This is a genomic window from Streptomyces sp. NBC_00207, from assembly GCF_045160965.1.
Classification (GTDB): domain Bacteria; phylum Actinomycetota; class Actinomycetes; order Streptomycetales; family Streptomycetaceae; genus Streptomyces.
Map to the genome: position 1 here is coordinate 8,777,476 of NZ_CP130715.1, position 26,596 is coordinate 8,804,071.

A 26,596-nucleotide genomic window follows, 5' to 3' on the forward strand; every position below is an offset into this window, starting at 1 on the left:
CCGGCACGACATTCCGGGCCACGCCCTGCCCACCATGGCCGGTAATCGATTGATTGCCACATGCGGCCGGTGGGGTAGATCGGCTACGCCCGATCCGAGTACGACATCAGAAGGAGAACGCTCATGTCCGACGACCAGCCCACCGAGGCCGCATCCGACGAGGCCGACACCCAGCAGGGCCGGCAGACTCTCGAGAAGAAGTACATCAAGGGGCAGGTCATCACCCACACGATCGTGAAGCCCCTGCCGGGAGGACAGACCGAGGCGTGAACCCTGCTGCGGCGGGCGGGCATGAGTAGCGGTCGGACCATGGACCCCTATAGTGCCCCAGCGTGGCTACGCCGCCCGCCTGGGCCTGAGGCCGACCGGGGGTGGCGAACTTCCCGGTGGCGAGCTTGGCACGCCGGGTCTCGTTGTTCGACAGGACCACTCCGAGCTCGGCCTCAGATGCCGTCCCGCTCAAGACGACGATGGCCGCCTCGTGGACGCGGCCGTCCACTCCCTGGCCACGCCGCCGTCAGCGTCGCTCGCGACTGCGTCCCGGTTGTGGGTCTCCCTGATGGCGGCCTGCTCCCGCTCCGCCATGCCTGCACTTGCGGCCCCGGGACAGTCGGCCCCGGCCGAAGCCGCGGTGCCCGCCCACCGGCAACTGGCCGCCCCTGCCAGGGGCGTGGGATAGCCGGTGAGCAGGCCGTACGATTCCCGGGGGACGAGGCCGAGGGAGTTCGGTCACGGCAGGTGGGACGGACGTGAGGTTTTTCTCCGTAGAGGGCCGGGAGTACGCCGCCCTCACAGTGCTCGGCAGCGACGACTTCGACGCTCTGGAAGTGGTGGAGATGACTGCGGCCGGGCGTGGCGCCCTCTTGCTGGAGTTTCGGATGGACGAGGAGACGGCCACGCTGGTCCACCTCGGCGCGGAGGTAGGTATTCCCCTTCTCCGGGCCTCCCTGGAGATCTTCCGCACGGACTTCCTGGAGCCGAGGCGCGCGGCGGGGCTGCCGCTGCCGCCCTGGTAGCCGAGCCAGGCCTGCGCCTGGCGTTCCGGTTGCCGGAGGGAGGGTGTGGTCGCGGTGGTGATGACGGCCGACGCGGTGCCGCGGCCCCGCCTGCACGCCACCACGACCTGCACCAAGGACGGATGGACCTACCACGCTGACCTCCTCACCCGCATCGCCCACACCGTCATCTCCCCCGACACCCTCGAACTCCTGGCGGACCTGTGCATCGACGGCGGGTGGTGGGCCGAGCTGCGCGGCGCGCTGGACGTCGCGGCCGCAGTGCCGACGGACCGGGAGGCGGCCCGGACGATGTGGATGCGCCGCTCCTTCCCGCTCTTCCTCGGCTTCGACGACCCGGACCGGGTTGAGCGGGTGACCGGGCACGCGACCTGCACTGGGCCAGCCAACCTCACCGGCGGCTCGCTCACCGTCATGAACCCGGAATGCTGGGGCAGCGTGCCGGTCGGCTTCGATGCTGGCTTGCTCCACGCCTACGGCCTGCGCGTCCCCGCCGTCGCGGCCCGCGTCCGGGACGAGTTCGCCCACGTCCTCGACACCCCGGCGGGCCGGATCGGGGAACTGGCCGCGCTGTGCGAGATGCTCCAGGCCGTCGCCCGAGGCGAGTACGCCGAGAGTGCCCCCTGCCCTCATGGACCGTGCGTACGAATTGACCGGGCGACGGCCTTCAGCACTGCCGCAGCGCAGGTGATCCGGTGTGTTCATGCCCTCGGTCGGTGTCCCGGGGACATGAACACACCCTCTTGCGTGTGTCCGTGAGGACGCGGATCGCCCCCTCAGCCCCCGAACGAAGATTGACCTAGCCGAACGTGGCGGTCGGCCGCGTAGCGCGGGAGTGCCTCGCGTTCGGCGGGTTCGACGGCGAGGCCCCTGCGGGCTGCATGTACGGCTCCCGTTCGTGCCCGCTTGGAGTCGCAGCTGCTGAGGCACGGGTGTCCGGGCGGGAGCCGTGGCGCGAGGTGCTGATGTGGGTGAGTAGAGGGTGATTCGGTCGGCGACACAGCCTGTTTGACGTACCGGCGCCGTGTGCACCAAGCGGCACCTGCGCGGCCCCATCGGTAAGGCGGCGGGCAACCTTCTCTGTGATCACGCGGCGACTCCCGGACGGATGGCCAAAACCTACTACCCGGACGGACAGCATTTGCCAAGTCCCGAAATCCCGCAACATGATGAGCTTCGATTGATGGGACATGATTGATGTGTGGATTCGTGCAGAATTTATGGGCCGCCGGCATCATTTGGAGCAGCCCCGGTGGTGCAATTTAGTAAGAATTCGCTCGCCTCGCCACATGCTCTGAAATGCGCGCGATTGGCTCCTGGCCTGGTCATGCGGCATCAGCTTGAAAGGATCTCGATTTCATGAGTGACGAAGTTAAGTGTTCGAAATGTCACCGGTCGATGGAAGAAGGTTGGCTGCTTATATGGAACCCCATTGCTCTCCTGAATTTCGTCAACTGGCAGCCGGTTAAGCCTGGATATATGCGGCTGCGGAGGCCGGAGGGCTCCGAGAAAGTAATTATCCCTCGCGCGGGGGGCAGGGGGTGCCCTAGAGCTCGTATCTGCCGACCATGCAAGAGCGTCACTTTCTCATACGCGGAGGACCATCTTGACTAACCAAGGGAGGCTCCGTCAGGGCAACCCTCACGCCAAGACAGCTGTCGCCAATGTCTCTCCCAGGCCCGGCCGGCAGGAAGTGATCTTGTGTGCCGCGGGATGGAATCCGGTCGATGCAACCGAGGCCCGCTGGGCAGAGAGATTTCGTCCGTTTAGGTGGTCAAGCGGCGCGGACGCGGGCGCCAGCACAGGCAGCACTGTCCTTGCAGGACGGCACGTCAGCACCGCGCTGATCGAAGGGGCGGCAACGCTCTGGAGGACGGGTTCTTGGCCTTGGTCTTGGAGTGCTGCGACGAGGAGTGAGGGCGTCCGACGGCTGTACTGGAGGTGGGCGCGGAGCTGACATCCACGGCTGACATCAACAGTGGTGGATAGCAGGCGTCGTCCGCGTCTCCTCGGAGTGTGGCCGGCCGTGAGAAGCCATGGGGGGACGAGCGTCCGGGCGGGCTTGCAAAACAGGTGTCGATGCCGAGCTCTGTCCTGGGGGAGCCATTCGGGCAGCCGCCGGAGGAGACACGGAGGTCTTTCCAGCCTGCCGTGCTGGTGGGGCAGTTGGCGTGACAGATGAGTGAAGCCCCTGGTAAACGGGTTCACGAAGAAGATCACCCGTGCCGACCAGAAGCTTCACGTGCTTGTCTACCCGTCTGGACTTGACCTGTCCAGCTCGCGCCTTCGCTTCCTGACCGCCCGCATACGCGAGTGCCGCCGCGTGATCGGGAGCCGGTGGCGCCGGCTCAGCGCCGGCCGGCAAGCCCTGCTCACCCTCGCCCACCTGCGCAACGGGCATCCCTATGCCCAGCTCGCGACCGGGTTCGGCATCGGAACGACCACGGCCTACCGGTACATCACCGAAGCCGTAGATCTCCTTGCTGCCCCGGCACCCACGCTCGAACAAGCCGTCCGGGCAGGGGCGGGGAAAGCGTTCGTTCTGCTCGACGGCACACCGGTGTCCATCGAGCGGATCGCCGCCGACCGGCCGTTCTACTCGGGCAAGCACAAGAAGCACGGGATGAACATCCTAGTTCTCGCTGACCCGGCCGGACGGCTGCTGTGGGCCTCACCCGCCCTGCCTGGAGCCGTCCATGACATCCGAGCCGCACGCGAACACGGCATCCTCGATGCCCTCACCCAGGCGGACTTCAACTGCTGGGCGGACAAGGCCTACCAAGGTGCCGGATCGGCCGCCCGCGTGCCCTACCGAGGCCGCTTCGAGAACCTGTCAGGCAGCCAGCAGGCCGTCAACCGGCGTCCTGGTTCCCCCCGGACACATACGCGCCGAATACAGAGGTATCGAGATCCTTGAGGGACTCCAGTACCAGAGTGGCAATCGCAAAGCAAGGATCGTAGCGATCAGCGGCCTCGGGAACGGCGACGACCGTCATCTGGGCTGACACGCCAGCGAGGACGCCGTTGAGCGAGTCCTCGATCACAATGCATTCGTCGGGTGACGCGCCGAGGGCGGCGGCTGCGCGGAGATAGGCGCCCGGGTGGGGCTTGCCGTGTTCGTCGTCTTCGGCCGAAAATACGGCATCGAAAGATCGGTCAAGGCCGGTGCTCGCGAGCGCATGCCGAATCACCGACTCCGGCGAAGATGACACGACGGCCATCGCCCTCGATGCACGCGCGCACGCCGCGACAGCGTGTTCGGCGCCGGGTTTCAGCGCCACTCCCTCCAGCCTGCGGCACACGGCGGCCACGATCTTCTGCTCGACGTCGTCGGGGTCGGCTTGAATGGTGGCCCGATCGAACCAGTAGGCCACCATGTCTCTTTGTCGCAGCCCGCGCGTCGCCGCCTGCATCTCCGTTGTGAGGTGCAGGCCAAGCGGACCGAACACTTCACGCTTTGCCGCGTCCCAGATCGGCTCGGAGTCGATCAAAAGGCCGTCCAGGTCGAATAGGATAATCGGTTGCATCGGTTGCTCTTTCGTTGGCGATCACGCGAGGACGAGACGAGTCAGCCGCTCCCGCACGGAGGTCTTTCCAACCTGCCGTGCTGGTGGGGCAGTTGGCGTGACAGATGAGTGAAGCCCCTGGTAGACGGGTTCACGAAGAAGATCACCCGTGCCGACCAGAAGCTTCACGTGCTTGTCTACCCGTCTGGACTTGACCTGTCCAGCTCGCGCCTTCGCTTCCTGACCGCCCGCATACGCGAGTGCCGCCGCGTGATCGGGAGCCGGTGGCGCCGGCTCAGCGCCGGCCGACAAGCCCTGCTCACCGTCGCCCACCTGCGCAACGGGCATCCCTATGCCCAGCTCGCGGCCGGGTTCGGCATCGGCACGACCGCGGCCTACCGGTACATCACCGAAGCCGTCGAACTCCTGGCCTCCCTGGCACCGACCCTCGAGAAGCCGTTCGCGCCGCGTCGAGGAAAGCATTCGTCTTGCTCGACGGCCCGCTCCTGCCCATCGACCGGATCGCCGCCGACCGGCCCTTCTACTCGGGAAAACACACGAAGCACGGCATGAACGTCCAGGTTCTGACCGACCCGGCCGGACGCCTGCTGTGGGCCTCACCCGCCCTGCCGGGGGCCGTTCACGACATCCGAGCCGCACGCGGACACGGCATCCTCACCGCCCTCGCCGCAGCAGACGTCAACTGCTGGGCGGACAAGGGCTACCAGGGTGCGGGCCCGGCTGTCCGTGTGCCCTACCGAGGCCGCTGGGAGAACCTTTCCCGCGGCCAGCAGGCCGTGAACCGCTCGCAGGCCAAGATCCGAGCCCTGGTCGAACCCGCCATCGCCACCCTCAAGACCTGGCGGCTACTACGCAAGCTGCGATGCTCGACAACCCGGATCACCGGCCTCGTCCAAGCCGTCCTCACCCTTCACCTCACCTGCTCAAACCGAGGTTGGAAAAGGCTCACGGGATGGATCCGCGCGGACGGACATGCACAGTTATCTGCACCAACTCTCCTCGTTGATCGACGTGATGGTCAGTGCGATCGACGAGGAGGAACACCTTGGAACTGCGACAGGAACTGATTGAGGGGCGGGCTGAGCTGCCCCGGGTGGGAGCCGTTGTCCCCGCTCGGGGCATCCACCCGCCGTACATCGTCGTGAACGCGTACGACGACGAGATCGAGGCGGCTACCGCCTACCTGCGGGATCTGGCGCTGAACGACTGCAGTCCGCTGACGGTACGCAGTTACGGGTACGGCCTGCTCCGGTGGTTCCGGCTGTTGTGGCTGCTGGGCGTCGCCTGGGAGAAGGCGACCGAGGCTGAGGTCGCGGTGCTGGCGGGATGGCTGCGGACGGCCTCGAATCCTCAGCGGCAGCGGACTCGGCCGGGGGGACACGTGCCGGGGTCGGTGAACCTCAGGACCGGCAAGCCGACGCTCCGCGCCGGATACGCGCCCAGGACGATCAACCATGCGCTGTCGGTGGTCAACGGCTTCTACGGGTTCCACGCTCACCAAGGCAACGGGCCGGTGGTCAACCCTGTCCCCGTCTCGCCGCAGCGCCGACAGGCCCTCGCGCACCGCAGTCCGTTGGAGCCGCGGGCGGTCGTGGGCCGGTCCCGGCTGCGGCAGAAGGTCTCCGACCGTCCGCCCCGTTCGATCCCCGACCGGCTGTGGGACGAGCTGTTCGATCGCATGGGCTGTGAGCGTGACCGCGCCCTGCTGGAGTTCTACGTCTCCAGCGGCGCCCGCGCGGTCGAACTGCTCGGGGTGGGGGTGAACGACATCGACTGGGCCGGCCAGCGGATCTACGTGATCTCCAAGGGCACCCGCGAGAGGGAAGCGGTGCCGGCCTCGCCGCAGGCTTTCGTCCGGCTGGCCCGGTATCTCGACGAGGCGGGCACGCCGTCACGGGGTGAGTCGGTTTGGCGAACTCGTCGCGGAAGCGATCGCCCCCTGTCCTACTGGGCGATGCGTCGGATCATGCAGCGGGCGAACGAGCTGCTGGGCACGAACTGGACCCTGCACGACCTTCGGCACACGGCGGCGTCCCGGATGGCCACCGGCGGGAAGCTCACCCCTGTCGAGGTCCAAGCGATCATGCGGCACGCCAACATGCAGACCACCAGCCGCTACCTGACCGCGCGGGTGGAGGAGATGTTCGACAAGCTCGCGGAGCACTACAGCACGCCGCGGCCGGCGACGAGCTACCCCACTGGCTACTCCTCGGATGACATCAAGGCGGTGTTCGGTGGCTAGGTCCAGCACGACCACCGGCCTCAGCCGCCGGCACGGGCCCATCGTGGAGGGGCTCACTTTTCCCACCAGGTTCGTGGGCGGTCCGATGAAGCCGCAGCCTGCGGTCTCGGAGCCGCCGCCGCGACCGCACGGAGAACTGTCTGCAGCGTCGATCAACCACATCTCCAAGCTGGCCTTCGACGTCTGGGAGGACGCTTCCACCGTTACCCGGCACCAGCGCGCCCAGGCCACCCGCGGCATCCTTCAGTACCTGTCCACCCACCCGGGGCACACCTGGCAGGAGCGGTGGGACGCCAGCCCTCTGGGCAAGGGGCTGATCAAGGCGAACAGTCTTGGTGCCCGCAGGACGACCGGCCTCGCGGTCACCCCGGGGGTCCGCACGCTGTTCTGCCTTCGCGTCGTCCAGCCCACGATGCTCGCCTTCCGGCAAAACCAGCTGAACAACTTCACGCCCTTGTTCATCTCCGCGCAGAACGACCCGCTGCTGGTCACCTTCGAGGAGCACATCGCCGCACAGGAGCTGCGGCTCAAGCACCAGCGGGAGGCAGTGCTCGACATGTGCACGCTCCTGACCTACCAAGGCGTCGCGCTGGCCGACGTCACGCCGGAGTCGATCCTCCAGTACGCGCACGACAACCGGCTGGCCCGCTGCCGCCTCCTGCGGGCGGCGATGATGCGCGGCCAGCGGACCGTCGAGGAGCTCGTCGATCAGTACGGGATCCACGACCAGGCCGTCCGCGGCCTGCTGATCGACTACTTCGGCCGGCGCCGAGCGGATCTCGACTACTCCAGCCTGAAGCAGCTCGCGCTCCTGCTGGTCAAGCACTTCTGGGTGAAGATCGAGCAGCTCAACCCCGGCCAGCAGGGCCTTCGGATCGCACCGGACCTCTACACGCGCTGGCGCGAGACGATCCGTCTCAAGGGCGACGGCACCCACCGGCGGGGCCAGGACGACATCGTCATCTCGGTCCGCAGCTTCTACTACGACCCGCACACCTGGGCTGCTGCCGAACCGGAACGCTGGGCGGCCTGGGTCGCGCCGTGTCCCGTCCCGCCCGGTGAATTCCATGGCCTGGGCGTCCGCCGGCGGAAGGGGACCGAACGCTCGGCGGACCGCACCCGGCAGCGCCAGCCGCTCTTGCCCGTCCTGGTCGACCACGTCGAGTCCCGCTACGACCATGCCCGGCTCCTGCTCGAAGGTGCCGACCAGGCCGCCGACGGGGAGGAGTTCACCTTCGCCGGCACCGCCTACCGCCGGGTGATCAGCGAATCGGACCAGAAGCAGCTCCGGCACGGCGACGCCGTTCCCACCCGCGTGCTGGACCTGGACTCCGGTGAACTGAGGCATATCTGCACGGAGGAGGAGGCCGCCTTCTGGGACTGGGCGGCAGTGGAGACCTTGCGGCATTCCGGCGTACGCATCGAGGAGCTGTGCGAGCTGACCCACCTCAGCATCCGCCAGTATCAGCGCGCGAACGGCGAGGTCATCGCCCTGCTCGTCATCGAACCGTCCAAGACCGACCGCGAGCGCGTCATCCCGATGTCGGCCGAGCTGTTCCACGTCATCGCCTCGATCATCCGGCGCCACGGCCGGCGAGGAAGGCCGATTCCGCTGGTCAGCCGCTACGACCCGCACGACAAGGTCTGGAGTGCGCCGATGCCGTTCCTCTTCCAGCGCCAGAACGGGGCGATCGGGTCGAAGATCTTCAACCCCGGCACCATCCAGCAAATGATCAGCCGACGGTGCGAGGCCCTGGCCGAGACCCACCCCGGGTTCCGCGGGCTGAAATTCACCCCGCACGACTTCCGGAGGATCTTCGCCACCGAGCTGGTCAACAGCGGTCTGCCCATTCACATCGGCGCCGCACTGCTCGGTCACCTCAGCATCCAGACCACCCGCGGCTACGTCGCCGTCTTCGACGAGGACGTGATCCGCCACTACCAGGCCCACCTCCACCAGAGGCGCCAGGTCCGGCCCTCGGAGGAGTACCGGGACGCCACCGAGCAGGAGTGGACCGAGTTCGAGGAGCACTTCGACCGCCGCAAGGTCGAACTCGGCTCCTGCGGACGCCCCTACGGAACCCCCTGCCAGCACGAACACGCCTGCATCCGCTGCCCGATGCTCCACGTCAATCCCAAGATGCTCGCCCGGCTCTCCGAGCTCGAAGCCGACCTCGTGCACCGCAGGACGCAGGCCGAGGCCGAAGGCTGGATCGGTGAGATCGAGGGCATCGACCTCACCCTCACCTTCCTCCGCGCGAAGCGCGACGAGACCCAACGGCGAGCCCAGCGACCAACTGTCCACCTCGGCATCACCACACGCCGCCGTCCGCAGGAGTCCGAATGACGTTCCCCAGACCGACGCCTCGAAGCAACGAGCTGTCACCGAAGAATGACGCTCACACCCCGTTCCTCGAAGATCTCCAGGAGGAGGTCGAACAGCACAAGCTCGCGATCACCGGCGGGCACGCGCTCTGCCAACCGCGTCCGAGCCTCTGCAGAGAAGTCCCAGTGCAAGGTGAACGGAGTGGTCGCGCCCCAACCGCCGAAAAGGCAGTCGTCCAGAGCGTCCAGGTTCCAGCCGAAGTACCCGCCGGGCCCGTTGACGGCCTCACCGATCGCGCAGTAGAAGCTGTCTTCGTCGACGATGTGTCGGCCATCCATGGTGAACACATGGCCTGCAGGCGCATCGGGCTTCCCCTGGCGTTGGTACTCCCGGGACCACAGGGCCACCGACAGCCACGCGTGCCGGTCCTCGGGTGCGAGTTCGTGCCACATTCCGGTGTGGTTCAGGTGACCAGTGCGGACCAGTTCCCACGGTCGTTCCGCTCCGGGCAGGGCGTTCTCGCACCAGAGCGTCACCGTGAGGTCGACGAGGCCGGCACCACTGGCGGAGGGCTTGACGTCGATGACGGTGACCTCGTTGACGAAGTAGGACCCCATGGTGGCACCGTCACCGTCGAGGAGCTCGAACCAGGCGTTCCCCGCCACTGCACGACGACTGCCGACGTGGTCAACGCACCTCAGTAGGCCCCCCTGCGGGAGGCAACCCGCCAGGTGCACTCGGCGCGCTCCTTCCTCATCCGGCAGGGGCGTGAACAACCCCTCCGCTTCCTGAGCGAAGCCCCAGAAGTCGCTGTCGTCCTCGTCCGAGGTCAGCGCGTACTTCTGCCCCTCGCCGCCCCGCCCTGATGTTCGCAATCGCACCCCCATTGAGAGCGCTGATCTTACCGACGCATGGCGATCTGCCCTGCAGTCGCGGGCGCCGCCGCCACCCCTGACCCCATCCCATCTATCTCGGAGGCCCTTTGACGAGTCACATACCCGCCTTCACCCATGAGAGTGAAGTGCAGAGAAGCACCACGGGAAGCAAGAGCGCTTGGTGTTTCCAGTGAGGTACGGAGTTGATCTGGCCCCACGGTCACCGAACCGGGGCTCACGGGGCCACCGCGGGCTTTCCTCGCGACCGATTGTGGTCGTCGCTCCCCGCTGGTCGACGGCGGGGGCGGCAGCTTTCGAGGAAGGGCCCACTCCGCCCGGCTTGGCGTGCGGTCGGCGAGTGGAGCCCAATCCCGTCCGTGCAGGGGCGCGAAGCACCCCGCCGGACGCCACTTTGGGCCGGTCGTTGGTACCAAAAAGAACCCCGTGCACTGGCACCAGCGGAAGGGCTTACAAACACCTTGGGGTGGTCAGGTGCTGAAGGCCTCGGTCCTGAGGTGGCTCTTGTGCCTGCCTCAAGGGGTGGCCGCCGTCTGGGCCGGGAGCATCCGCCCGACGGCCACAGCTCCTCGTCCTCGGCCGGCCATAACCAGGACGGTCGGCTGCGCGCGGTCGGCCGGACCGTACCGCTGCACCCGGCCGCGGCCCGGCAGGTCGCCGAGCACCTCACCGCCGCCGGGCACCCGTGGGAGGTCCTCCAGGACCTCGAGCCAGGCCGCGGCCGGAGCGGAGCGGAAGAAGAACCCGGTGGCGCGCGGGTCCACCCAGCAGCCCGGCTCCCGTGCCTCCTTCTCGCCCGGGTCCGCGAGCGCGGCCGGCTCAAGGACACGCGCGGCACGGCGGGGCAGTGGCACCAGCAGCTCCCGGGCCGCCGCGAGGCTCAGGCGACCTTGGGATGCGGAACCGGATCGCGGGTCATGCGTACGTTGGGCAACTTGCCTCGCCACAATTCACGCTCGCCCGTGAGCTTGAACCCGTGGCGCTCGTAGAAGCGGATCGCTCTCTCGTTGTACGAAGTCACCCACAGGTGCATCGGAGCCTCGTCCGCCCATACGAGGAACTCGCTCATCAACCGGCTGCCGATGCCGTGGCCTTGGGCTTCGTTCAGCAGATACATCGGTCCGAGCGTGACACCGTCATTCCGACGGCCGCAGAGGACCCCGACGATCTCCGCCCGGAACCGGACGACACGGCAGAAAAGCAGGTCCGGTCGGCGTACGACGTCCTCGATGAACTCTCTCCACTGGGCAATGCCTTCGGCCGTGACAGCGGACCCTCGTTGCTCGCGGATCCACGTCTCATCGATGCCCGCGTCTTCGTTGGGGTAGGTCTGGAGCCAGGCCGTGAGCTGCATCCGCCCCACGAGTGCAGCATCGTCGGGGTGGGGTGCTTCGATCTGGTGGGCCATGGGGCCATTCTCGGGGGTGCAACTGAGGTGTCGCATGCGGTCATGCTGCTGCGCCCCGCGCCGACAAGATCTGCGCCCGGGAGGTCGGCGCAGCCGTGATCAGGGAAACGCCGAGCTTTGGTTGGGCAGCGGCCGGCCCCGTGCGCTGCAGCCGTTCCGGCTCCCTGGTCGCCGTGGGTACTGAGTGATGACGGGCGACGGCCTTCCGGATGGCTGCGGGTCGGACATCACCGCCCGCTGTGCTGTTGCGCCGGCGGCATCCACCGGGGACCACCGCTCGACTGACACAATGTGTCGCGTGACCGAATCGCATGCGCCGGCGAACCCGTGGTGCCGGCACGACAAGTCCTACCTCTCCCTCTGCTCCAAGGACTCGATCCTGTCGATCGGGTCCGTAGGTTCAGTGCTGTCGATCGGGTCGGTCGGCTCGGTGCTGTCGATCGGCTCGGTGGGCTCAGCCCTCTCCGCCGCATCCATCGGCTCGTCTCTCTCCCTGCTCTCCGCCGGTTCCTGGCTCAGCATGGGCTCGCTGCTGTCCGCACGGTCCCGCTGGTCGGTGCTCTCCTGGCGCTCACGCGACGGATTCATGACGGCGGGGGCTCTCACCGCGGCCGCCGCCGCCCTCGCCCTGCACGCCATGCACCGTCGGAGCCGGGGCGATGGCGCCGTTGGCAGGGCGGCCTGCTGACCTGTCGCTGCGAAGTGCGGCCAGGCCCAGTCCTTGCACGTTCACCAAGCAGGCCCGGCCTTCGCCGCGCCCGCCACGACCCGGTTCTCGTCGACGTTGAGTTTCTCGGCAGACCGGAAGCTGACCCGGGGCCGAAGTCTTTCCATCCGTGGCAGCCGAGTCTCCCGGCGTCGCGGCCGTGCTGATGGAGCAGCGGGAGCCGGGCCTCCGCCCATCGCCCAGACCTCCGCGTGCCGCGTTCGTGGAGCCCGCTGCGCAGAGTGCTGCGCCGCTAGGCTCGTGACCGGTCCGGCCCGGTGCGTCTTGCCGAGTCACGCTTCTGGCCGGCGAGGGGTTCCCGATGTTCCTCGACATCGTGTGCCGCCCGCCGCGGTCCGTCGCGAACGGACGCTCCGGTGCCGCGCCGAGCCTCGCCTCGCCCGAAGGGCCGGCCCGCACACAGAAAGAGGCCTGATCATGCAGCTCACCGTCCTCGGCGCCACGGGCCCCATCGGCCAGCTCGTACTCCAGCAGGCCCTCGCCGCCGGGCACCGGGTCACCGTACTGGTCCGTGACGCGGCCCGGCTGGCGCAGCGCGACGAGGAACGCGTTGGCGTCGTCATCGGCGACGCCGCCTCCGCCGCTGACGTCGAAGAGGCGGCTCGGGGCAGCCAGGCCCTCATCTGTGCCCTGGGGCCGGGCAAGGATTACAAGTCCACTCTCGCCACCCGCACCGCCGGTCCCGTCCTGGAAGCCATGGCCGCGGCCGGCGTGGGGCGCCTCGTCTGGCTCTCCGCCCTCGGCTCGGGCGACACCACCCGGCGCCAGTCTCTCTTCCAGGCCTGGGCGGCGAAGCTGGTGATGGGCAGGCTCATGGCGGACAAGGGGATCGCAGATGAGACCATCGCCCGCAGCGACCGCGACTGGACCATCGCCCTGCCCGTGATGTTCGGCAACGGCCAGACCACGGCCGACTACAAGACGATCCCGCTGGACGGAACCCAAGGACGCGTCGGCGGGAGGATCAACCGTGCCGACGTCGCGGACTTCCTGCTCTCCGCCGCCACCAGCGACCTATGGGTCCGCCGGCGCGTCATCCTCACGCGCTGAGCCGTCCGATCGGAAGGCCGCGCAGGGCGGTCACCGAGGCGTTCACCACCCGGACAACCAGTGGTGGGTTCTGCTGGGGGAGATGGCGTTCGCCTTGCCGTGGCCGTGGCCGTGGCCGTGGCCGTCGGCTTGGCGCCCCTTGTCGAGCTTCAGCGGCTTCACGGTCGGTGTGCGGCCTCGGTGGCCTTCTTCGGTGCGGTGTACTTCCGGCGGTGGGCCTTGGAGGTGACGCCGGTGATCCGGCGCTCGATGCTGTTCGGCGCGGCCTTCACCGCCTCGTCCAGCAGGCCGCGTGACGGCACTGAGGGGCAGTTGGGTGCCCGTCTGCTCGGCGAGCCGGCTGTGGCAGTCCTTCCACAGCTGCCAGTCCCGCGCGTAGCCGGTTCAGGTGCTCCGCGGCGTCCGCCTCCAAGGCCGCTGCCGCAGCCGGATCGTACGCTGCGACAGTGCCGTAGCCTCCGTCGTCACCGACCAACTCTCGCCGTCGACGATCTCGACTCGCTCCAACTCCGTGCTGCTCACCGGCCTCCTCTACGATGCCGCCGCAACGGGCTTCTTCCTCGGTGGGGCCGGATACGGCGACAGCTCAGCGCCGCCCTCGGTAGCCGCAGGACGGCCCGGGCGGCGACGCCAACGTTCCCAAGTGCCCAGATCGCTTGGCCTGTTGCTCCCGGTGCTGACCTGGCGCGGGATGCGTTGCGTGGTGGTGGCCTTCCCCGGTGCCGCGCCCGGCGCGAGGCCTGGGGATTGGCTCAGGAAACAGGGCCTTACGGCGGCCAGCGGACCCTATGCGCCGGTGAGAACGTGGGCTGCTGGCGGCCATCCATGTGGGCGAGTGCCGCTGGAGGATTAGGCCAAACCTCCCGGCACCTCGGCGCGGACGCGCGGGCGGAGCCGGCCCTCGAGTAGGTGGAGGTCGCGGCCACGACCGGCCCGCTGGAGCTCAGACCGATGGAGGCGTATCTGTTCCGGCCGCCGGTGACGTCGATTCCGGAACGGAGCCTCGGTGTGGCCCGAAGTCGCTCGCGCTGGAGGGCAGCCCGGCAGCGCGGACCCGTTGCCGCCTGAAGGCCGGGACGCCCAACAGTCCGAAGCCAAGGGCCGCCGCTATGAGATGGCCGATCGTGGTGAAGTCCGGCAGCGGCCCGGACCAGTCGGCACCGCCGAGAGGCCATGCGAGAACGAAGACAGCCCAGGGGAGGCGGCCCCGGCGCGGTAGGGCGAGCGTGCCGAGCGCCAGCACGGTCTGGGCGCCGTAACTGACCCCGTAGTCCAAGGCCTGCCGCACGGCCGCGGGATACCAGCCGTGCTGCAGCGCGACGCTGATGACGACAGCGGTGAGCAGGGTGGCCACGACGTGCCCGCCGAGGAACACGGCCACGGCGCGCGGCGTTCCCCATCGGTGCTCCGCCCAGGCCAGGCAGCAGCAGACACCGAGGCCGAGGGTGATCAAGGTACCCACGAAGTCGGTTGAGGTGACATCCGTGAGCGTCCCGTCGAAGAACAGCACGCTGCCGAGCAGCGCGGACAACGGATGGTCCTGCAGGTTGTCCAGGTTGGTGCTGACGTAGCCCAACACCGAGGCCGCCCGATCGGCGGACAACCCGTAAATGACCCAGGCATGGCTGGCCAGGAGCAGGCAGACGTAGGCGAGGGTCAGCGGCGCACGGCGCGGGTACCCCCGTACGGCACGGAGTGATTTGTCCAGAGGACTCCACAGGGACTGAGAGTTCATAACGTGGCATTCTCCAGGTCGAGCCGCAGGCGGGGATCGGCGGGTGACGGAAGCCATCCCGACCGATGCCGCGTCACCAGCCCGTGCCAGTGGGCCGATCGGCGCCGACCCCCTCCTTCGCGCGGGACTCCAGCAGGACCAGGCCTGACCGGACATCTCCGGCAGTTCGGCACCACACGGCAGGCAACGTCCGGTGGTGTGAGCCGACAGACCGGATGGCGCGGGCTGAACCCCATCGGGGCAATGCAGTGCGGGGCGGGCGGATGTCGCGGAGTGCCGGGTGCCGGTATCACGGACACCACCGAGTCGCCTGTTGGCGGATGCTCAAAGAGGCTGGTGGGAGGGGGTTTCCCGAGAGTTTCCCGTTTCCCGTTGCGATGGGCGACCCGCGCTTCCTCGACACGGAGGGGTGGCGGGGCACAGTCTCGGAGTGCCCGACCGACGGCGAACGGCGGACGGCGAACGGCCGGTTCGTGCTCCGTACGACGAGACGAGCACGCCGCGAATACCACGACGAGCATGACGCCCCGCGGGCACACCGTGTGGCGGGGACGGGGGACCGGACATGATGATGCGGAGAACGGCTGTGGCGGCGGTGGCGGTGCTCACCCTCCTGGCCACGTGGGGAGGCGCCGGCGGCGTCACGGCGGCCGCGGTACCGAAGGCGGCGGGGGCGGCGGCGTGTGGCGTGCTCGCCCCCGGGGCCTCCGCGGCGGCTGAGAGGGCCGTAGGAGCCGCGTGCGAACAGATCGGCGTCTGGTACACCTGGGGCGGCGGTCACGGGCCACAGCCGGGGCCGACGTACGGCCAGGTCGACCCGAGCGATCCGGACAGTGCACACGACCCGGAACGGCTGGGCTTCGACTGCTCGGGACTGGTCCGGTACGCCTACGCCCGTGCGGTCGGCGGCGACCCGCTGTCCGGCAACGCGTACCACCAGTTCCATTCGCCGCAGGTGAACCAGCGTTTCACGGCTGCCCAGGGGACCGGGCCGCTGCTCCCGGGGGACCTGCTGGCGTGGGGGTCGGGGGGCTCCATCCACCACATCGCGATCTACCTGGGCGCGGGGAAGATGGTCGAGGCCCGGGAATCGGGCACCCGGATCACCGTCAGCGACGTACGGCTGGGCGGGGACTACGCCGGAGCGGTCCGCATTGCGCCGGCCGCGGCACCCGGCACGTTCAGCACGTGGGGCACGGATGTGTGGACCCACAAGGAGCCGTCGACCACCAGCCCGCGGGTACACCGGTTCCCCGGCCCGACCACGGTACGCGTCGAGTGCCAGAAGCACGCCGAGCCGGTGACGGCGGAGGGCTACACCAACGACGCCTGGTCCTACCTGCCCGAGTACGGGGCGTGGATCACCAACATCTACATCAAGGGCCCCGCCTGGCTGGACGGCGTACGCACCTGCCCCTGAGCACCACCCACCCGCACCTCTGATCACACACACCCATCACCGGCTCCCGAGGGAGCCCTTTCGAGGAGGAAGCATGTACGCAGGCAGGAAGATCGCCCTGGGTCTCACCGTCGCCGCACTGGCGGGCGCCACGGCCACCGTGACCGGGCCCGCCATGGCGACGCCCGCCACGGGGAAGAGTGTGGCCGCCGAATGTGGCGTCCGCGCCGACGGCAAGCTGTGGTGCGGCAATCGGGTCGGGGCCAAGGGCTACGAGCACCGCCGGTACAACTCCGCGGTGCGGGGGCCGCTGAACACGAGCCCCAGCTGGTTCCAGTGCTGGGGCCGCGGTGACCAGCACGCCGGTGGCAACAACGTCTGGTACTGGACGCAGTTGGACAACGGCCAGTGGGGCAACGTCGCGGCCGTGGACGTCCACACGTCGGTCGACCCCGCGCCGGGGCTGCGCGAGTGCTGACGCCCTGAAGGCCGCCACCTCCCCGCCAGGAGGTGGCGGCCTTGAGGGCGTCAGCCCACGCGCAGAGCCATTTCGCCCCCAGGGGCTGGGCGCCGGCTTCGCAAACGAGGGTGGGGCCTTCCTCGGCGAGCGAGGCCGATGAGCGCTGGGGCGCACCGCTGCTGCCCGGCCCGACCACACCGGCGAACCCCGCTTTGCCGCAGCCGTGCCGGCCTGCGTGATGCGATCCTCACGTCCCGGTATGGCCGGATATCGCCGCGGCGATCGGGCACCTCGACCAGGTCGGCGTGCACGTCGGGCGGATCCTGGTCGGCGCGCACGCGGCGGGGCTGGGTATCGACCAGGCAGTCCCGCTGTCACTGCGGCCGCCGCGCAGCCCCCGCCCGCCCGTGCCTGTGACGGCCGGTTCTGGGTGGGTTAGGTCGGGGTGTGGTCAGCGGGTCCTTTCTGGTTGACGCCGATGACGTAGCCGTTGGGGTCGGTGAAGTGGAAGAGCTTGTCGCCGTGGTGCCCGGCCGGCCAGATGCCCGACGACAGTGGTGGCGCGCCGGTCGTGCCAGCCGCGCCACGGTTACTCCCTGTTTTGTTCCCGCTCGACCGGGCTGAGCCTCAGCGCGCCCCACCCGCGTCCGGGGCCAGGACTCGACTTGGCAGCCAACACAGCAGCTCCGTCGGCCGGGAAGGCAGCGGCTGATCCAGCCCCCGGAGCAGCCGGCTGCCCTGCGCCTTTCCGGCTCCTCCGCTATGTGCGGCAACAAGGCCGGGCAGAGGGCATCGGGCCGACGGCGCGACAGGCCGGGGGCCTCAGTACAGCGGGCCGGAGGGGAACCCGTGATCCGGCGGGAAGGGATCGGGCAGGACGGGAGCCGGCTGAGCGGCGGCCCCCTGCGCGCGTACGGTGGCCAGGCGCGCGGGCCACTCGGCCGCCCACATGATCGCGGCGGCTCCCGCCAGCGGCCAGAAGCCGGCGGCGTGAAGGCGGGGGTCCACGTACGCGAAGGCCGCGCAGATCAGCCACAGCACCAGGCAGTGGTAGGCGACGAGGACGATCGAGGCGAGTCCCGGTACGGGCAGGGACAGCGTGATGCGCGGCAGCATGAAGAGGGACGCCACGGCGCACAGGGCGAGCGCCTGCCGCCACCCCGGCGCAGAGTCGAGCCGGACGCCGTTCAGCACGAGCGAGGCGAGCGCGAGTCCGGCGGCATTGAGCAGTACGGCGGCCAGCGAGCGCGCGGCTGCGTGGCTGGTACGGCGGCGGAACAGGGCGAAGAAGGTCCCGACGGTGGTGGCGACGGCCGCCACCAGCAGCCCCGAGACGAAGACCGGCCGCAATCCGGTCAGGCGCGCCGACAGACCCGCGGCGTCGCAGATCCGTACGCCGGCCCAGAGGGCGAGCGGGTACACGGTGAGCAGGACCAGCAGGTTGACCAGGGTCTGCAGCACGCCGAGGATCATCAGACGACGTACCGGGGCGAAGAACTCCCGGTCCGAGCCCCAGAGGTCGGGCTCCTCGGCGAGGTGCCCCCGGACCCGTCGCACGGATGGCCGCATCAGGAGGGTTGTCAGGTTCGACGCCGCCCACACGGCTGTGCTCACGAAGGCGGCCGTCAGCGCCACCACGAGTGCCTGCCGGCTTGCCGAACCGGTCAGCCGGAAGTCGACGACCAGGAGCGCGGCCACCGCCACGCCGGCAGCCACCGAAGCCAGTCGCAGTATGACGCCGGCGCCCCTTCCCGTACGTGTACGTCCATGCCCGCGCCCGGTGTTGACCGTCATCAGTCCGCCCCCTCGTGAGTCGCCACTCCGATAGAAGGCATGCCCTGCCTGAACCCTCGCCAGCCGTATGGGCCCGGCCGGTCCCGCGAAGCCGAGCGGATCCGGCCGGGGTGAAGCCACCTGCCGGGCGGCCGAGGCCCCGGCGAGCCGCCTCCGGCGCCGGAGCCGGGCGGCTCGACAGGTGGGCTGCCCAGGTGCCCAGGTGCCCAGGTTAGGTTCCCGGAATACAACGACCCTCCCGGCTCTCCACGTGCAGGCGCTGGCGCGTCAGCTGATACGCGTGGCCAGCGGCTCGGATCAGCTGGCCCACTCCAGCCGAGGGCGATGGTGTCGGGCCTTGGCTACCAGCCGTGTTCGCCGGGGCCGACGACGTCGTGGCCGATCTGCCGGGCGAGGTGCTGCGCTCGTTCTCCTGCAAGGGGGTGGACATGTGCGTATACGGTGTAGCCGGCTGTCGGTTCGTGGTTGGCGTCGATGTTGAAGCACGCCTGTACGCCTGTTCGTGCGTGCTCGGGGCCGAGGTCGAGTTCGGGTACCGCGGGCCAGCTGAGAGCCATCCAGGCGATCTGCCCACAGGAGGCTGTGGGCAGGACGTTGGCCGCCTTCTCCAGCAGGTCGCTCCCTACAGGTTCCGCGACCGAGAGCGTGAGGGGCAGCATGCTGGTCAGCGCCGTGGTGTCGCAGGGAAGGTCGGTACCACGGAAGTGCGAGCCACCTCCCGAGTACCAGCCGTGCGGGAACAGCTCACGGACCTTCAGGACGTTTTTCCACCCGCGACAGTTCGGCATCCAGATCGACGGTTGCGCTCTCCCACAGCTCCCCGCGCTCAACGAGAGAGGCGGCCACGGCGATCACCGCCGCGACATCCCCGTCCTCGTTCCGATAGACCGGGTAGGCCCTTGCATCGCCCACAGTGCACCTGATCAGTTGAGGGGGCGGCCTCTGGACCAGGCCCCCGCTTCCCGCAAATCTACATCCGGTGTTCCAGGCCGTAGAGGAGCTGGGTCCGGCCCTCGCCGCGTCATGCTTCGGGCTCTCGAGGGTCGGTGAGAGGTTCAGCCATCGGTTGTCAGCAGCTTCACCAGGGCTTCGACCGCGACCCCGGCGTCGGGCGTGGCCAGGACGAGCTCGGGGTCAGGGGACCGCATGAGCAGTCCGCTCCAGACCCGGAAGCCGGGACTGTCCCTGCCTCTGCCCTGCCCTGCCCTGCCCTGAGCATGAGTGCACGGTTCGGTGTAGGTACCCCCCGACACCATGTCCGCCGACGGTGCACCGGTCACGTGGGGACCGCCGAAGGCTCCCGCGCCTTCGGGTGTGGGGGCCTTCGTGCGGTGGCGCGGGTATGTCACACGTACGCGATCGGGTTGCGCGATGGGTGCGGGGTCGGGGTCTGCTTGCCGACCTCGGCGTGGCCGGGGACCCCCCGGCCTTCGATCGCGAACCTGTCGCCGTGCCGGGTCACGGCTTGGATCGCGCCGACGGCGACAACCAGCCCTGTCGTGGTGACGAAGCGGACGGTGGTGTGAGACAGCACGCGATCGGCGGAGAACTTCCAGAGGCCGCGAGAGCACTTCCAGATGTCGGTCTCGGACATGCCCTCGCTCCAGCCGAGGTGGGTCCGGCCCAGGGGGTCCGGGTCGAGCGGGGACGGGCGGCGGTCGCCGAGCTGGATCTGAACGGTCATGCAAACCCCACTGATACTTGGATGCTTGTGGCAAAGTGTGGGGGCGTCGGGTGGTGCAACGTCCACGCGTTCACCCATTGGACACTTCGGGATCCCGCATGACCGCGGACCAGCAAAGCCCCTGACGGGCCATCGGATACCGAAGAAGGCGCCAGCGCCATGCGTCGAACGGCTGGACCCGTTCACCGAGCGCGTCCGGGCCGCAGGTACGTCCGCCTCGCGCCGCACGTCTCGTCAGAAGCGGAACACGCCGAGGTCCCGCACCGTGTCGGCCAGAGCGCGGATGAGGTCGTTTTCGGCTTCGGTCCGCCAGACCAGGGCGAACCGCATGGTTGCCATCTCGGGGACGGGAAGCCATCGGATGTTCGACATGCCCCAGTACCTGGTGACATGGCCGGGGAAGGTGTGGATGATCTCGCCCATGCCGACGTGGCTGATCAGCTCATCGGCGTTGTCCGATGCCGCGGACGAGATGCGCTCGATCAACCGGCCCCGTGGGGTGTGGAAGGGAAGGTAGCTGTCCTCCCAGTAGTCCGGGAGGCCGTGGGCAGTGCCGTGCGGGAAGTCCGCGAGCAGCTCCAGTGGAACCGAGTCCCGTTCCGCGAGCCGGTGGTCGGCGGCCACGGCGAGGATCCGGGAGTCGGTGCACAGGGTCGGTCCGACGGTGAAGTCCGGTTCTTCCACCGGCAGCCAGGCGACGATGACGTCCATGGCACCGTTGCGGAGCTGGCCGAACACATCGGTGAAGGTGGCCTGGCGGATCTGGAGTCCCCAGTGCGGGTACCGCGCGCGGAACGCCTTCCAGTAGGGGTGCAGATCGGCGACGTTGAAGGGCATCAGGCTGACGCGGAGCTGTGCGGTGATGCCGCGGGCTGCCAGCTGGGCCCGCTGCAGGGATTCGTGCAGGCCTGCGTAGACCGGTTGCAGATCGTCGCGGAACTGGCGGCCGACCTCCGTCAGGCGCACCGTGCGGCTGGTGCGGGCGAACAGCTCGGCGCCGATGCGCCGTTCCTGCTTCTTGATGGCCTGGCTGACGCGCGCCTGGGAGACGTGCAGCCGCTGTGCGGTCCGGCCGAAGTGCAGCTCTTCGGCCAGTACCAGGAAGATTTCGATGTCCCGCAGTTCCACCGGCCCCCGGCCCTTCGTCGATAACCCAGCGGTTATCGAACCGCGCACGAATGTTCCTTGATCATATGCGCGAACCGCAAGATCGTTTGAGGTATGCAGTCACGCGTGCAGAACCCCCCATTCGAACGGTCGGACGGGATGATGTGCTCCGCCAGCGTCGTCAGAGTCACAGTCAGAGCCAGCGCCCTCGTCCCGTCGTCCGTGAGTCTCGCCTTCGGCCATGTCAACGATGTGGTCGGTGAGCACACCGGAACGTCCTTGACCTGCCCATGAGCGACGCCATCGACCTGACCGTGATGTACGCGATGCATGACGCCCTGCGCCGGGAACTGGCCCATCTGGACCGGGTCACCACCGCCGCGGACCGTGACCCGCGGCAGGTGCTGGCCACCGCTCCCGGCTGGATGCTGTTCAAGAAGGCTCTCCGTGCCCACCACACGGCCGAGGACGACGCACTGTGGCCGTCGCTGCGGCAGAACCTGGCCGGCCGGCCGAAGGACCTGGTGCTGCTGGAGGTGATGGAGGCCGAACACGCCGTCATCGCCCCGGTGATCCAGGCCATCGACGGCGCGCTGACCGACTCCGATGCCGACTCGCTGCGGTTGGGACACCTTGCCGACGCGCTGACCCGGGGCCTGGCCGGCCACCTCGAGCACGAGGAGGAAGCGGCGCTCCCGCTGGTCCGGCAGGTGCTGACAGCCGAACAGTGGGCCCACTTCAGCCGGGTCCAGGCCCGGCGCATTGACCAGGACGCACCGCTGCTGCTGCCGTGGCTGCTGGACGGCGCCGACGAACCGACAGCGCAGCGGCTCCTCGCCCGACTGCCCGCATCCGCGTACGCCGCCTGCACCGCCCGGTGGATCCCGGAGTACGCCCTTCTCGACCGCTGGAGTCCGCGCATCACGGCCTGACGCAGCCTCATCGGCCGCCACCCCGGCGGTCTGTCGGCCGACGCGAACACGTCCTTATGGCATCCCGAAGTACGACCGACCCGACCGACCACGAAAGCGATCACCTTGTCCAAAGCTGCACATGTCACACCGCTCCAGCGCGTCTCGGTCGCCGAGGCCGCCGCGTGGCATCACGTCGTCGCGGCCTCGACAGCCCACGACCTGCCCGGAGTGCCGACACCCGATCCCGGACAGATCCACGCCCAGCTCACCCAACCCGCTCTGGGCAGCCGCCGGCTGACCTGGCTGGCCACCGCGGCGGAAGGCGCACCCGTCGGCGTCGCGGCCCTGCGGGTGTTCACCTCCCCGGGCCAGGAGCACCTGGCCGAACTGGAACTGCACGTCGACCCCGCACACCGGCGCCTGGGAACCGGCTCCCTCCTGCTGTCGACGGTCCTGGCGGCCTGCCTCACCGAAGACCGGCGCAGCCTCATCGCGGCAGCTGCGGCCGACAGCCCGGGCGAGGCCTTCAGCGAACGGTGGGGCTTTCGCCGGGCACTCACCCTGGATCACCTCATCCTGCGCCTCGACGAGCAGCCCGAGGCCGACCTGCTGCAGATCGCCGATACCGCACCCGCCGGCTACCGGCTGGCCCGCTGGACCGGCACGGTTCCCGACGAGCTCGCCGACGCCTTCGCCGCGGCCAAGAACGCGATGAACGACATGCCCGTCGGCGACCTGGACTACGGCAGCGTGGCGTGGGACGCCGACCGCGTCCGCGCCATGGCCAAAGTGATCGCCGACCGCGGCGACACACTCCTGACCACCGCGGCAGTCCACGACGACGGCACCATGGCCGGCTACACCGAGATCCTGCTTCCCCAGGGCTCCGGGCCGCGTGCCCAGCAGTACGACACGGCGGTCGTGCCCGTGCACCGCGGCCACGGCCTCGGGCTGTGGGTCAAGGCCGCCATGGTGCGGCGGCTGCGCGCCGAGCATCCCGGCGTCGTCGAGGTCGAGACGGACAACGCCGACGACAACGTCCACATGCTGGCCGTCAACCACCGACTGGGATTCCGCTCCTACCGGCGCACCCACGAGTTCCAGCTCGACCTGCCCGAGACCTGACCTCACCCACGGGCCCCTTCTCCCGGAGGACCCGGAAGCTCCGGATCCTGCCGCACCACCGCCGGCCGAGGCCGGCATCCACAGAAATGAGAGACACGACATGCGTGTGCTGTTGATGGCGTACGGATCGCGCGGCGACATCGCGCCGCTGGCGGGACTGGCGGCGCAGTTGCGGACACTCGGCGCGGAGGTACGCGTGTGCGCACCGCCGGACGAGGAGTTCGCGGAACTGCTGGCAGGTGTCGGCGCGGAACTGGTGCCCTTCGGGCGGGACGTGCGCGCGCTGCGGACGGGAGCGCCGCCGTCGGACGCTGCCGCGTTCGCAGCCGAGCTGGTCGCCGCGCACTTCGACACGGTCGGCAGGGCGGCCGAGGGCTGTGACGTGCTGGTGGCCAGTGGTCTGATGCCGGCCGGCGTTCGCTCGGTGGCCGAGAAGCTGGGCATCCGCTACGTGTACGCGGGCTTCCACCCGTTCGAGATGCCCTCCCCGCACTACCCGCCGCCGCCGCGGCCCGGCCCGCCGGCCCCGCCCGACATGACCGACCGCCGGGCCCTGTGGGACCTGGACACCCAGAAGGTCAACGCCCTCTACCTCCAGCCCCTCAACGCCCACCGCGCGGCGATCGGCCTCGCCCCCGTGGACGACGTCCGCGCGCACGTCTTCACCGAACGGCCGTGGCTGGCAGTGGACCCGGTCCTGGGCCCGTGGCAGGAACTGCCGGACCTCGACGTCCTGCAGACCGGCGCGTGGATCCTGCCCGACGAACGCCCCCTGCCCGCCGACCTGGAGGCGTTCCTGGACGCCGGCACCCCGCCGGTGTACGTCGGGCTCGGCAGCATGCCGCTGAGCGCGGCGACCGAGTTCGCCCGGACAGCCGTCGAGGCGGTCCGAGCGCAGGGCCGCCGCGTACTCCTCTCCCGTGGCTGGGCGGACCTGGGCCTGGCGGACGAATCGGCCGACTGCTTCGCCGTCGGCGACGTCAACCACCAGTCCCTCTTCCGCCGCGTCGCGGCCGTCGTGCACCACGGCGGCGCAGGCACCACGACGACCGCCGCCCGAGCCGGAGCACCCCAGGTGGTGGTACCCCAGTTCGTGGACCAGCCGCACTGGGCCGCCCGCGTGGCCGACCTGGGCATCGGCGCGGCGCACGACGGCCCGACCCCGACCTTCGAGTCCCTGTCAGCCGCACTCAGGACGGCCCTGACCCCCGAGACGGAAGCACGGGCGAAGGCCGTCGCCGACACGATCCGCACCGACGGGACGGAGGTGGCCGCGAAGCTGCTCCTCGACACGGCGCACGCCGCGCCGGTGAGCCGCGAACAGATCTCCATGATCGCCCATGCCGACCACCCGATTAAGTCTCCGCTCGACGACGACTCGGTCAGCCGGCTGCTCGAACGCGGCCTCCCGCGGGGCGGCGAGCGGGTGCTCGACCTCGGGTGCGGCACGGCGGAATGGCTTCTGCGCGCTCTGGAGACGCGCCCGCACCTGTACGCCGAGGGCGTCGACGTCTCCGAAGTCGCCCTGACGCAGGCCCGCCGGGCAGCGCGTGCACGCGGGGTCGGCGAGCGCCTGGTCCTGCGCCAGCAGGAAGCCGCTGACTTCGTCTCCGCACAGCCGTTCGACCTGGTGATCAGCGTCGGCGCCACGCATGCCTTCGGCGGTCTTCTCCCCACCCTCGCGGCGGCCCGCAGGCACCTGGCTCCCGGAGGCCGCGTTCTGATAGGTGAGTGCTTCTGGGACCGGGCCCCTTCACCAGCGGCCGTCGAGATGTTCGGTGAGCTCGCCGATCTGGCGACCACGGTGGACCACGTCGTCGCAGACGGATGGACCCCTGTCCACGGCCATGTCAGCACCCGCAGTGAGCTGGACGCCTACGAGTGGGCCTGCTGGGGCTCGTTGGCCTCATGGGCTCTGGACCACCCTGATGATCCGGCCGGTGACCAGGTACTGGAGACGGCCACCGCCGCGCGTACGGATTGGCTGCAGGGGTACCGGGACAGCTTCGGCTTCGTCTGCCTGGTCCTGCGCCGGACATCGGATTGATCATCCGCCGGACCAGGTGAATCCTCGGACGTCAAAGGGATGTCCACCCCACGCCCGCCGTGGCCGCCGCCGAACCGCGGCGGCCGGAAAGTGAGTACACAGATGCAACCGACGTTCGTCCTGGTTCACGGAGCCTTCGCGAACTCCTTCTCCTTCGCGCCCCTTCAGGGCGAACTCTGCCTCCTCGGCCACCGTTCGGTCGCCGTCGACCTGCCCGGCCACGGCTTCCAGGCGACCTTCACCCGCGCCTATCAGACGCCGCAGGACCACGAAGGGCTCGCCACCGCGCCCGGCTCGATCAAGAGCGTCACACTCGCCGACAACGCCGCCCACCTGATCGGGATCCTGGAACGGGCCAAGCGGAACGGCCCCGTCATCCTCGTCTCCCACAGCCGCGGCGGCATCACGGCCACGGCCGCGGCCAATGCGCGCCCGGACCTGATCGACCGCATCGTCTACGTCTCGGCCTGGTGCCCGGTCCGTCTCGACGTGAACGACTACTACGCCGAGCCGGAGATGGCCGGGGTCGACCCCGCTGCCTTCGCTTCGGCGCTGGCCGGGAACCCTGCCGATCTCGGCCTGCTCCGCGTCAACTTCCGCACCGGGAACCCGGATGCGCTCGCGGCGTTCAAGGCGGCCTTCTTCGCCGACGGCACCGACGAGCAGTTCCTCACCTTCCTGAACACCTTCCAGCCCGACGAGAACCTGGACGTCGGCGGCTCCGCCGACCGGGCGCAGGCCGCGACCTGGGGCCGCATCCCGAAGACGTACATCCGCCTGGCCGACGACGCGGGCCTGCCCCTCGCCCTGCAGGACCGGCTGATCCGCGAGGGCGACGAGCTGACGCCGGACAATCCGTACGACGTCCGCACGCTGGAGGGCAGCCACCTGAAGTGGCTGGTCGACCCGGCGCCGGCGGCCCGCACACTGGCCGAACTCGCCACGCTCCCCGCCCTGCCCGCTCAGGCGTGACCGGAATCGGGTGAGGGGGCGGCGGCGAGGGCAGCCGCTCGTGTGCGGCCCGGGCCGCGCCACTGCCCGCCCGTCCCGGCCGGGAGGAACGCTCGGCCGGGTCCCCGGGTAGGACCTCGGCCGCGGGAGTCGCCGAATGGAGGCCGTAGGTAAGGTGCGTCCGGGCGTCG

General features: G+C 69.4%; 23 protein-coding genes and 3 pseudogenes. 16 read left to right on the plus strand and 10 right to left on the minus strand.

Features of this window, described 5'->3' with window-relative positions:
* The first annotated feature begins 123 nt into the window (after nucleotides 1-123).
* From OG472_RS40545 to OG472_RS40560, 4 genes and pseudogenes are all read left to right on the plus strand, one after another.
* A complete protein-coding gene (locus OG472_RS40545) occupies nucleotides 124-270 on the plus strand; it encodes a hypothetical protein (RefSeq protein WP_401613672.1) in 147 nt (48 codons plus the stop codon).
* A 479-nt stretch (nucleotides 271-749) separates the two neighbouring features.
* Nucleotides 750-1,016, plus strand: a complete 267-nt coding sequence (locus tag OG472_RS40550) for a hypothetical protein (protein ID WP_328959810.1) — start codon at nucleotides 750-752, stop codon at nucleotides 1,014-1,016.
* 45 nt (nucleotides 1,017-1,061) lie between these two features.
* Nucleotides 1,062-1,775, plus strand: coding sequence for a hypothetical protein (locus OG472_RS40555; RefSeq protein ID WP_401613670.1), 714 nt, complete (start codon nucleotides 1,062-1,064; stop codon nucleotides 1,773-1,775).
* 1,483 nt (nucleotides 1,776-3,258) lie between these two features.
* Nucleotides 3,259-3,876, plus strand: a pseudogene (locus OG472_RS40560) (transposase family protein); the annotation flags it as partial.
* Here OG472_RS40560 and OG472_RS40565 read toward each other — a convergent pair.
* Nucleotides 3,869-4,543, minus strand: a complete 675-nt coding sequence (locus OG472_RS40565; RefSeq protein WP_405942918.1) for an HAD family hydrolase — start codon at nucleotides 4,541-4,543, stop codon at nucleotides 3,869-3,871. The pseudogene OG472_RS40560 and the gene OG472_RS40565 sit on opposite strands and share 8 nt — an antisense overlap.
* Before the next feature lie 168 nt (nucleotides 4,544-4,711).
* Here OG472_RS40565 and OG472_RS40570 point away from each other — a divergent pair.
* The 3 genes and pseudogenes from OG472_RS40570 to OG472_RS40580 all read left to right on the plus strand — a co-directional run.
* A pseudogene (locus OG472_RS40570) lies at nucleotides 4,712-5,472 on the plus strand (transposase family protein); the annotation flags it as partial.
* A 116-nt stretch (nucleotides 5,473-5,588) separates the two neighbouring features.
* Complete coding sequence (locus OG472_RS40575; protein ID WP_405942919.1) at nucleotides 5,589-6,785, plus strand: tyrosine-type recombinase/integrase; 1,197 nt, start codon at nucleotides 5,589-5,591, stop codon at nucleotides 6,783-6,785.
* A gap of 85 nt (nucleotides 6,786-6,870) precedes the next feature.
* Nucleotides 6,871-9,132, plus strand: a complete 2,262-nt coding sequence (locus OG472_RS40580) for a tyrosine-type recombinase/integrase (RefSeq protein WP_405942920.1) — start codon at nucleotides 6,871-6,873, stop codon at nucleotides 9,130-9,132.
* A gap of 35 nt (nucleotides 9,133-9,167) precedes the next feature.
* Here OG472_RS40580 and OG472_RS40585 read toward each other — a convergent pair whose 3' ends face one another.
* From OG472_RS40585 to OG472_RS40595, 3 genes are all read right to left on the minus strand, one after another.
* The gene (locus tag OG472_RS40585; protein WP_405942921.1) at nucleotides 9,168-9,998 is read right to left on the minus strand and encodes a barstar family protein; all 831 of its coding nucleotides are present in this window, start codon (nucleotides 9,996-9,998) and stop codon (nucleotides 9,168-9,170) included.
* 521 nt (nucleotides 9,999-10,519) lie between these two features.
* Nucleotides 10,520-10,858: a hypothetical protein gene (locus OG472_RS40590; RefSeq protein WP_401613660.1), complete on the minus strand. Its 339-nt coding sequence runs from the start codon at nucleotides 10,856-10,858 to the stop codon at nucleotides 10,520-10,522.
* Between the two features lie 26 nt (nucleotides 10,859-10,884).
* Nucleotides 10,885-11,412 (minus strand): GNAT family N-acetyltransferase, encoded by a 528-nt coding sequence (locus OG472_RS40595; RefSeq protein WP_405942922.1) that lies wholly within the window; start codon nucleotides 11,410-11,412, stop codon nucleotides 10,885-10,887.
* Between the two features lie 298 nt (nucleotides 11,413-11,710).
* Here OG472_RS40595 and OG472_RS40600 point away from each other — a divergent pair, with 298 nt between their 5' ends.
* Nucleotides 11,711-12,100, plus strand: coding sequence for a hypothetical protein (locus tag OG472_RS40600; RefSeq protein ID WP_405942923.1), 390 nt, complete (start codon nucleotides 11,711-11,713; stop codon nucleotides 12,098-12,100).
* 456 nt (nucleotides 12,101-12,556) lie between these two features.
* Complete coding sequence (locus OG472_RS40605; protein ID WP_405942924.1) at nucleotides 12,557-13,189, plus strand: NAD(P)-dependent oxidoreductase; 633 nt, start codon at nucleotides 12,557-12,559, stop codon at nucleotides 13,187-13,189.
* 158 nt (nucleotides 13,190-13,347) lie between these two features.
* On the opposite strand, the gene OG472_RS40610 is transcribed toward OG472_RS40605, so the two are convergent.
* Together OG472_RS40610 and OG472_RS40615 are read right to left on the minus strand one after the other, a co-directional pair.
* Nucleotides 13,348-13,491: a hypothetical protein gene (locus OG472_RS40610; protein ID WP_405834244.1), complete on the minus strand. Its 144-nt coding sequence runs from the start codon at nucleotides 13,489-13,491 to the stop codon at nucleotides 13,348-13,350.
* A gap of 641 nt (nucleotides 13,492-14,132) precedes the next feature.
* The gene (locus OG472_RS40615; protein ID WP_405942925.1) at nucleotides 14,133-14,924 is read right to left on the minus strand and encodes a rhomboid-like protein; all 792 of its coding nucleotides are present in this window, start codon (nucleotides 14,922-14,924) and stop codon (nucleotides 14,133-14,135) included.
* 565 nt (nucleotides 14,925-15,489) lie between these two features.
* Between OG472_RS40615 and OG472_RS40620 the strand changes: the two genes are divergently transcribed.
* Both OG472_RS40620 and OG472_RS40625 read left to right on the plus strand, forming a co-directional pair.
* The gene (locus tag OG472_RS40620; RefSeq protein ID WP_401613647.1) at nucleotides 15,490-16,344 is read left to right on the plus strand and encodes a C40 family peptidase; all 855 of its coding nucleotides are present in this window, start codon (nucleotides 15,490-15,492) and stop codon (nucleotides 16,342-16,344) included.
* 73 nt (nucleotides 16,345-16,417) lie between these two features.
* Nucleotides 16,418-16,801, plus strand: coding sequence for a hypothetical protein (locus OG472_RS40625; protein WP_405942926.1), 384 nt, complete (start codon nucleotides 16,418-16,420; stop codon nucleotides 16,799-16,801).
* Nucleotides 16,802-17,605: 804 nt separating this feature from the next.
* Here OG472_RS40625 and OG472_RS40630 read toward each other — a convergent pair.
* The 4 genes from OG472_RS40630 to OG472_RS40645 form a co-directional block, all read right to left on the minus strand.
* Nucleotides 17,606-18,499 (minus strand): hypothetical protein, encoded by an 894-nt coding sequence (locus tag OG472_RS40630; protein ID WP_405942927.1) that lies wholly within the window; start codon nucleotides 18,497-18,499, stop codon nucleotides 17,606-17,608.
* 419 nt (nucleotides 18,500-18,918) lie between these two features.
* Nucleotides 18,919-19,365, minus strand: coding sequence for a hypothetical protein (locus tag OG472_RS40635; RefSeq protein ID WP_405942928.1), 447 nt, complete (start codon nucleotides 19,363-19,365; stop codon nucleotides 18,919-18,921).
* 557 nt (nucleotides 19,366-19,922) lie between these two features.
* The gene (locus tag OG472_RS40640) at nucleotides 19,923-20,261 is read right to left on the minus strand and encodes a hypothetical protein (RefSeq protein WP_401613641.1); all 339 of its coding nucleotides are present in this window, start codon (nucleotides 20,259-20,261) and stop codon (nucleotides 19,923-19,925) included.
* Between the two features lie 234 nt (nucleotides 20,262-20,495).
* Complete coding sequence (locus tag OG472_RS40645; protein WP_405834251.1) at nucleotides 20,496-21,437, minus strand: LysR substrate-binding domain-containing protein; 942 nt, start codon at nucleotides 21,435-21,437, stop codon at nucleotides 20,496-20,498.
* 221 nt (nucleotides 21,438-21,658) lie between these two features.
* Here OG472_RS40645 and OG472_RS40650 point away from each other — a divergent pair, with 221 nt between their 5' ends.
* The 5 genes and pseudogenes from OG472_RS40650 (at nucleotide 21,659) to OG472_RS40670 (ending at nucleotide 26,426) form a co-directional block, all read left to right on the plus strand.
* Complete coding sequence (locus OG472_RS40650; protein ID WP_405834253.1) at nucleotides 21,659-22,300, plus strand: hemerythrin domain-containing protein; 642 nt, start codon at nucleotides 21,659-21,661, stop codon at nucleotides 22,298-22,300.
* A gap of 105 nt (nucleotides 22,301-22,405) precedes the next feature.
* The gene (locus OG472_RS40655) at nucleotides 22,406-23,407 is read left to right on the plus strand and encodes a GNAT family N-acetyltransferase (RefSeq protein WP_405942929.1); all 1,002 of its coding nucleotides are present in this window, start codon (nucleotides 22,406-22,408) and stop codon (nucleotides 23,405-23,407) included.
* Between the two features lie 100 nt (nucleotides 23,408-23,507).
* Nucleotides 23,508-24,704 (plus strand): annotated as a pseudogene (locus OG472_RS40660) (glycosyltransferase); the annotation flags it as partial.
* Between the two features lie 12 nt (nucleotides 24,705-24,716).
* A complete protein-coding gene (locus OG472_RS40665; RefSeq protein WP_405943247.1) occupies nucleotides 24,717-25,454 on the plus strand; it encodes an SAM-dependent methyltransferase in 738 nt (245 codons plus the stop codon).
* Between the two features lie 102 nt (nucleotides 25,455-25,556).
* Entirely contained in the window at nucleotides 25,557-26,426 is an 870-nt protein-coding gene (locus tag OG472_RS40670; RefSeq protein WP_405942930.1) for an alpha/beta fold hydrolase, read from the plus strand.
* Nucleotides 26,427-26,596 lie beyond the last annotated feature (170 nt).

Excerpts from the sequence above, each read along its gene's own strand:
- OG472_RS40640 (WP_401613641.1), bottom strand. The coding sequence starts at position 20,261 with ATGACCGTTCAGATCCAGCTCGGCGACCGCCGCCCGTCCCCGCTCGAC.
- OG472_RS40595 (WP_405942922.1), bottom strand. The coding sequence starts at position 11,412 with ATGGCCCACCAGATCGAAGCACCCCACCCCGACGATGCTGCACTCGTG.
- OG472_RS40585 (WP_405942921.1), bottom strand. The coding sequence starts at position 9,998 with ATGGGGGTGCGATTGCGAACATCAGGGCGGGGCGGCGAGGGGCAGAAG.
- OG472_RS40545 (WP_401613672.1), top strand. The coding sequence starts at position 124 with ATGTCCGACGACCAGCCCACCGAGGCCGCATCCGACGAGGCCGACACC.
- OG472_RS40580 (WP_405942920.1), top strand. The coding sequence starts at position 6,871 with ATGAAGCCGCAGCCTGCGGTCTCGGAGCCGCCGCCGCGACCGCACGGA.
- OG472_RS40605 (WP_405942924.1), top strand. The coding sequence starts at position 12,557 with ATGCAGCTCACCGTCCTCGGCGCCACGGGCCCCATCGGCCAGCTCGTA.
- OG472_RS40565 (WP_405942918.1), bottom strand. The coding sequence starts at position 4,543 with ATGCAACCGATTATCCTATTCGACCTGGACGGCCTTTTGATCGACTCC.
- OG472_RS40615 (WP_405942925.1), bottom strand. The coding sequence starts at position 14,924 with ATGAACTCTCAGTCCCTGTGGAGTCCTCTGGACAAATCACTCCGTGCC.
- OG472_RS40635 (WP_405942928.1), bottom strand. The coding sequence starts at position 19,365 with ATGCCGAACTGTCGCGGGTGGAAAAACGTCCTGAAGGTCCGTGAGCTG.
- OG472_RS40620 (WP_401613647.1), top strand. The coding sequence starts at position 15,490 with ATGATGATGCGGAGAACGGCTGTGGCGGCGGTGGCGGTGCTCACCCTC.
- OG472_RS40670 (WP_405942930.1), top strand. The coding sequence starts at position 25,557 with ATGCAACCGACGTTCGTCCTGGTTCACGGAGCCTTCGCGAACTCCTTC.
- OG472_RS40650 (WP_405834253.1), top strand. The coding sequence starts at position 21,659 with ATGAGCGACGCCATCGACCTGACCGTGATGTACGCGATGCATGACGCC.
- OG472_RS40625 (WP_405942926.1), top strand. The coding sequence starts at position 16,418 with ATGTACGCAGGCAGGAAGATCGCCCTGGGTCTCACCGTCGCCGCACTG.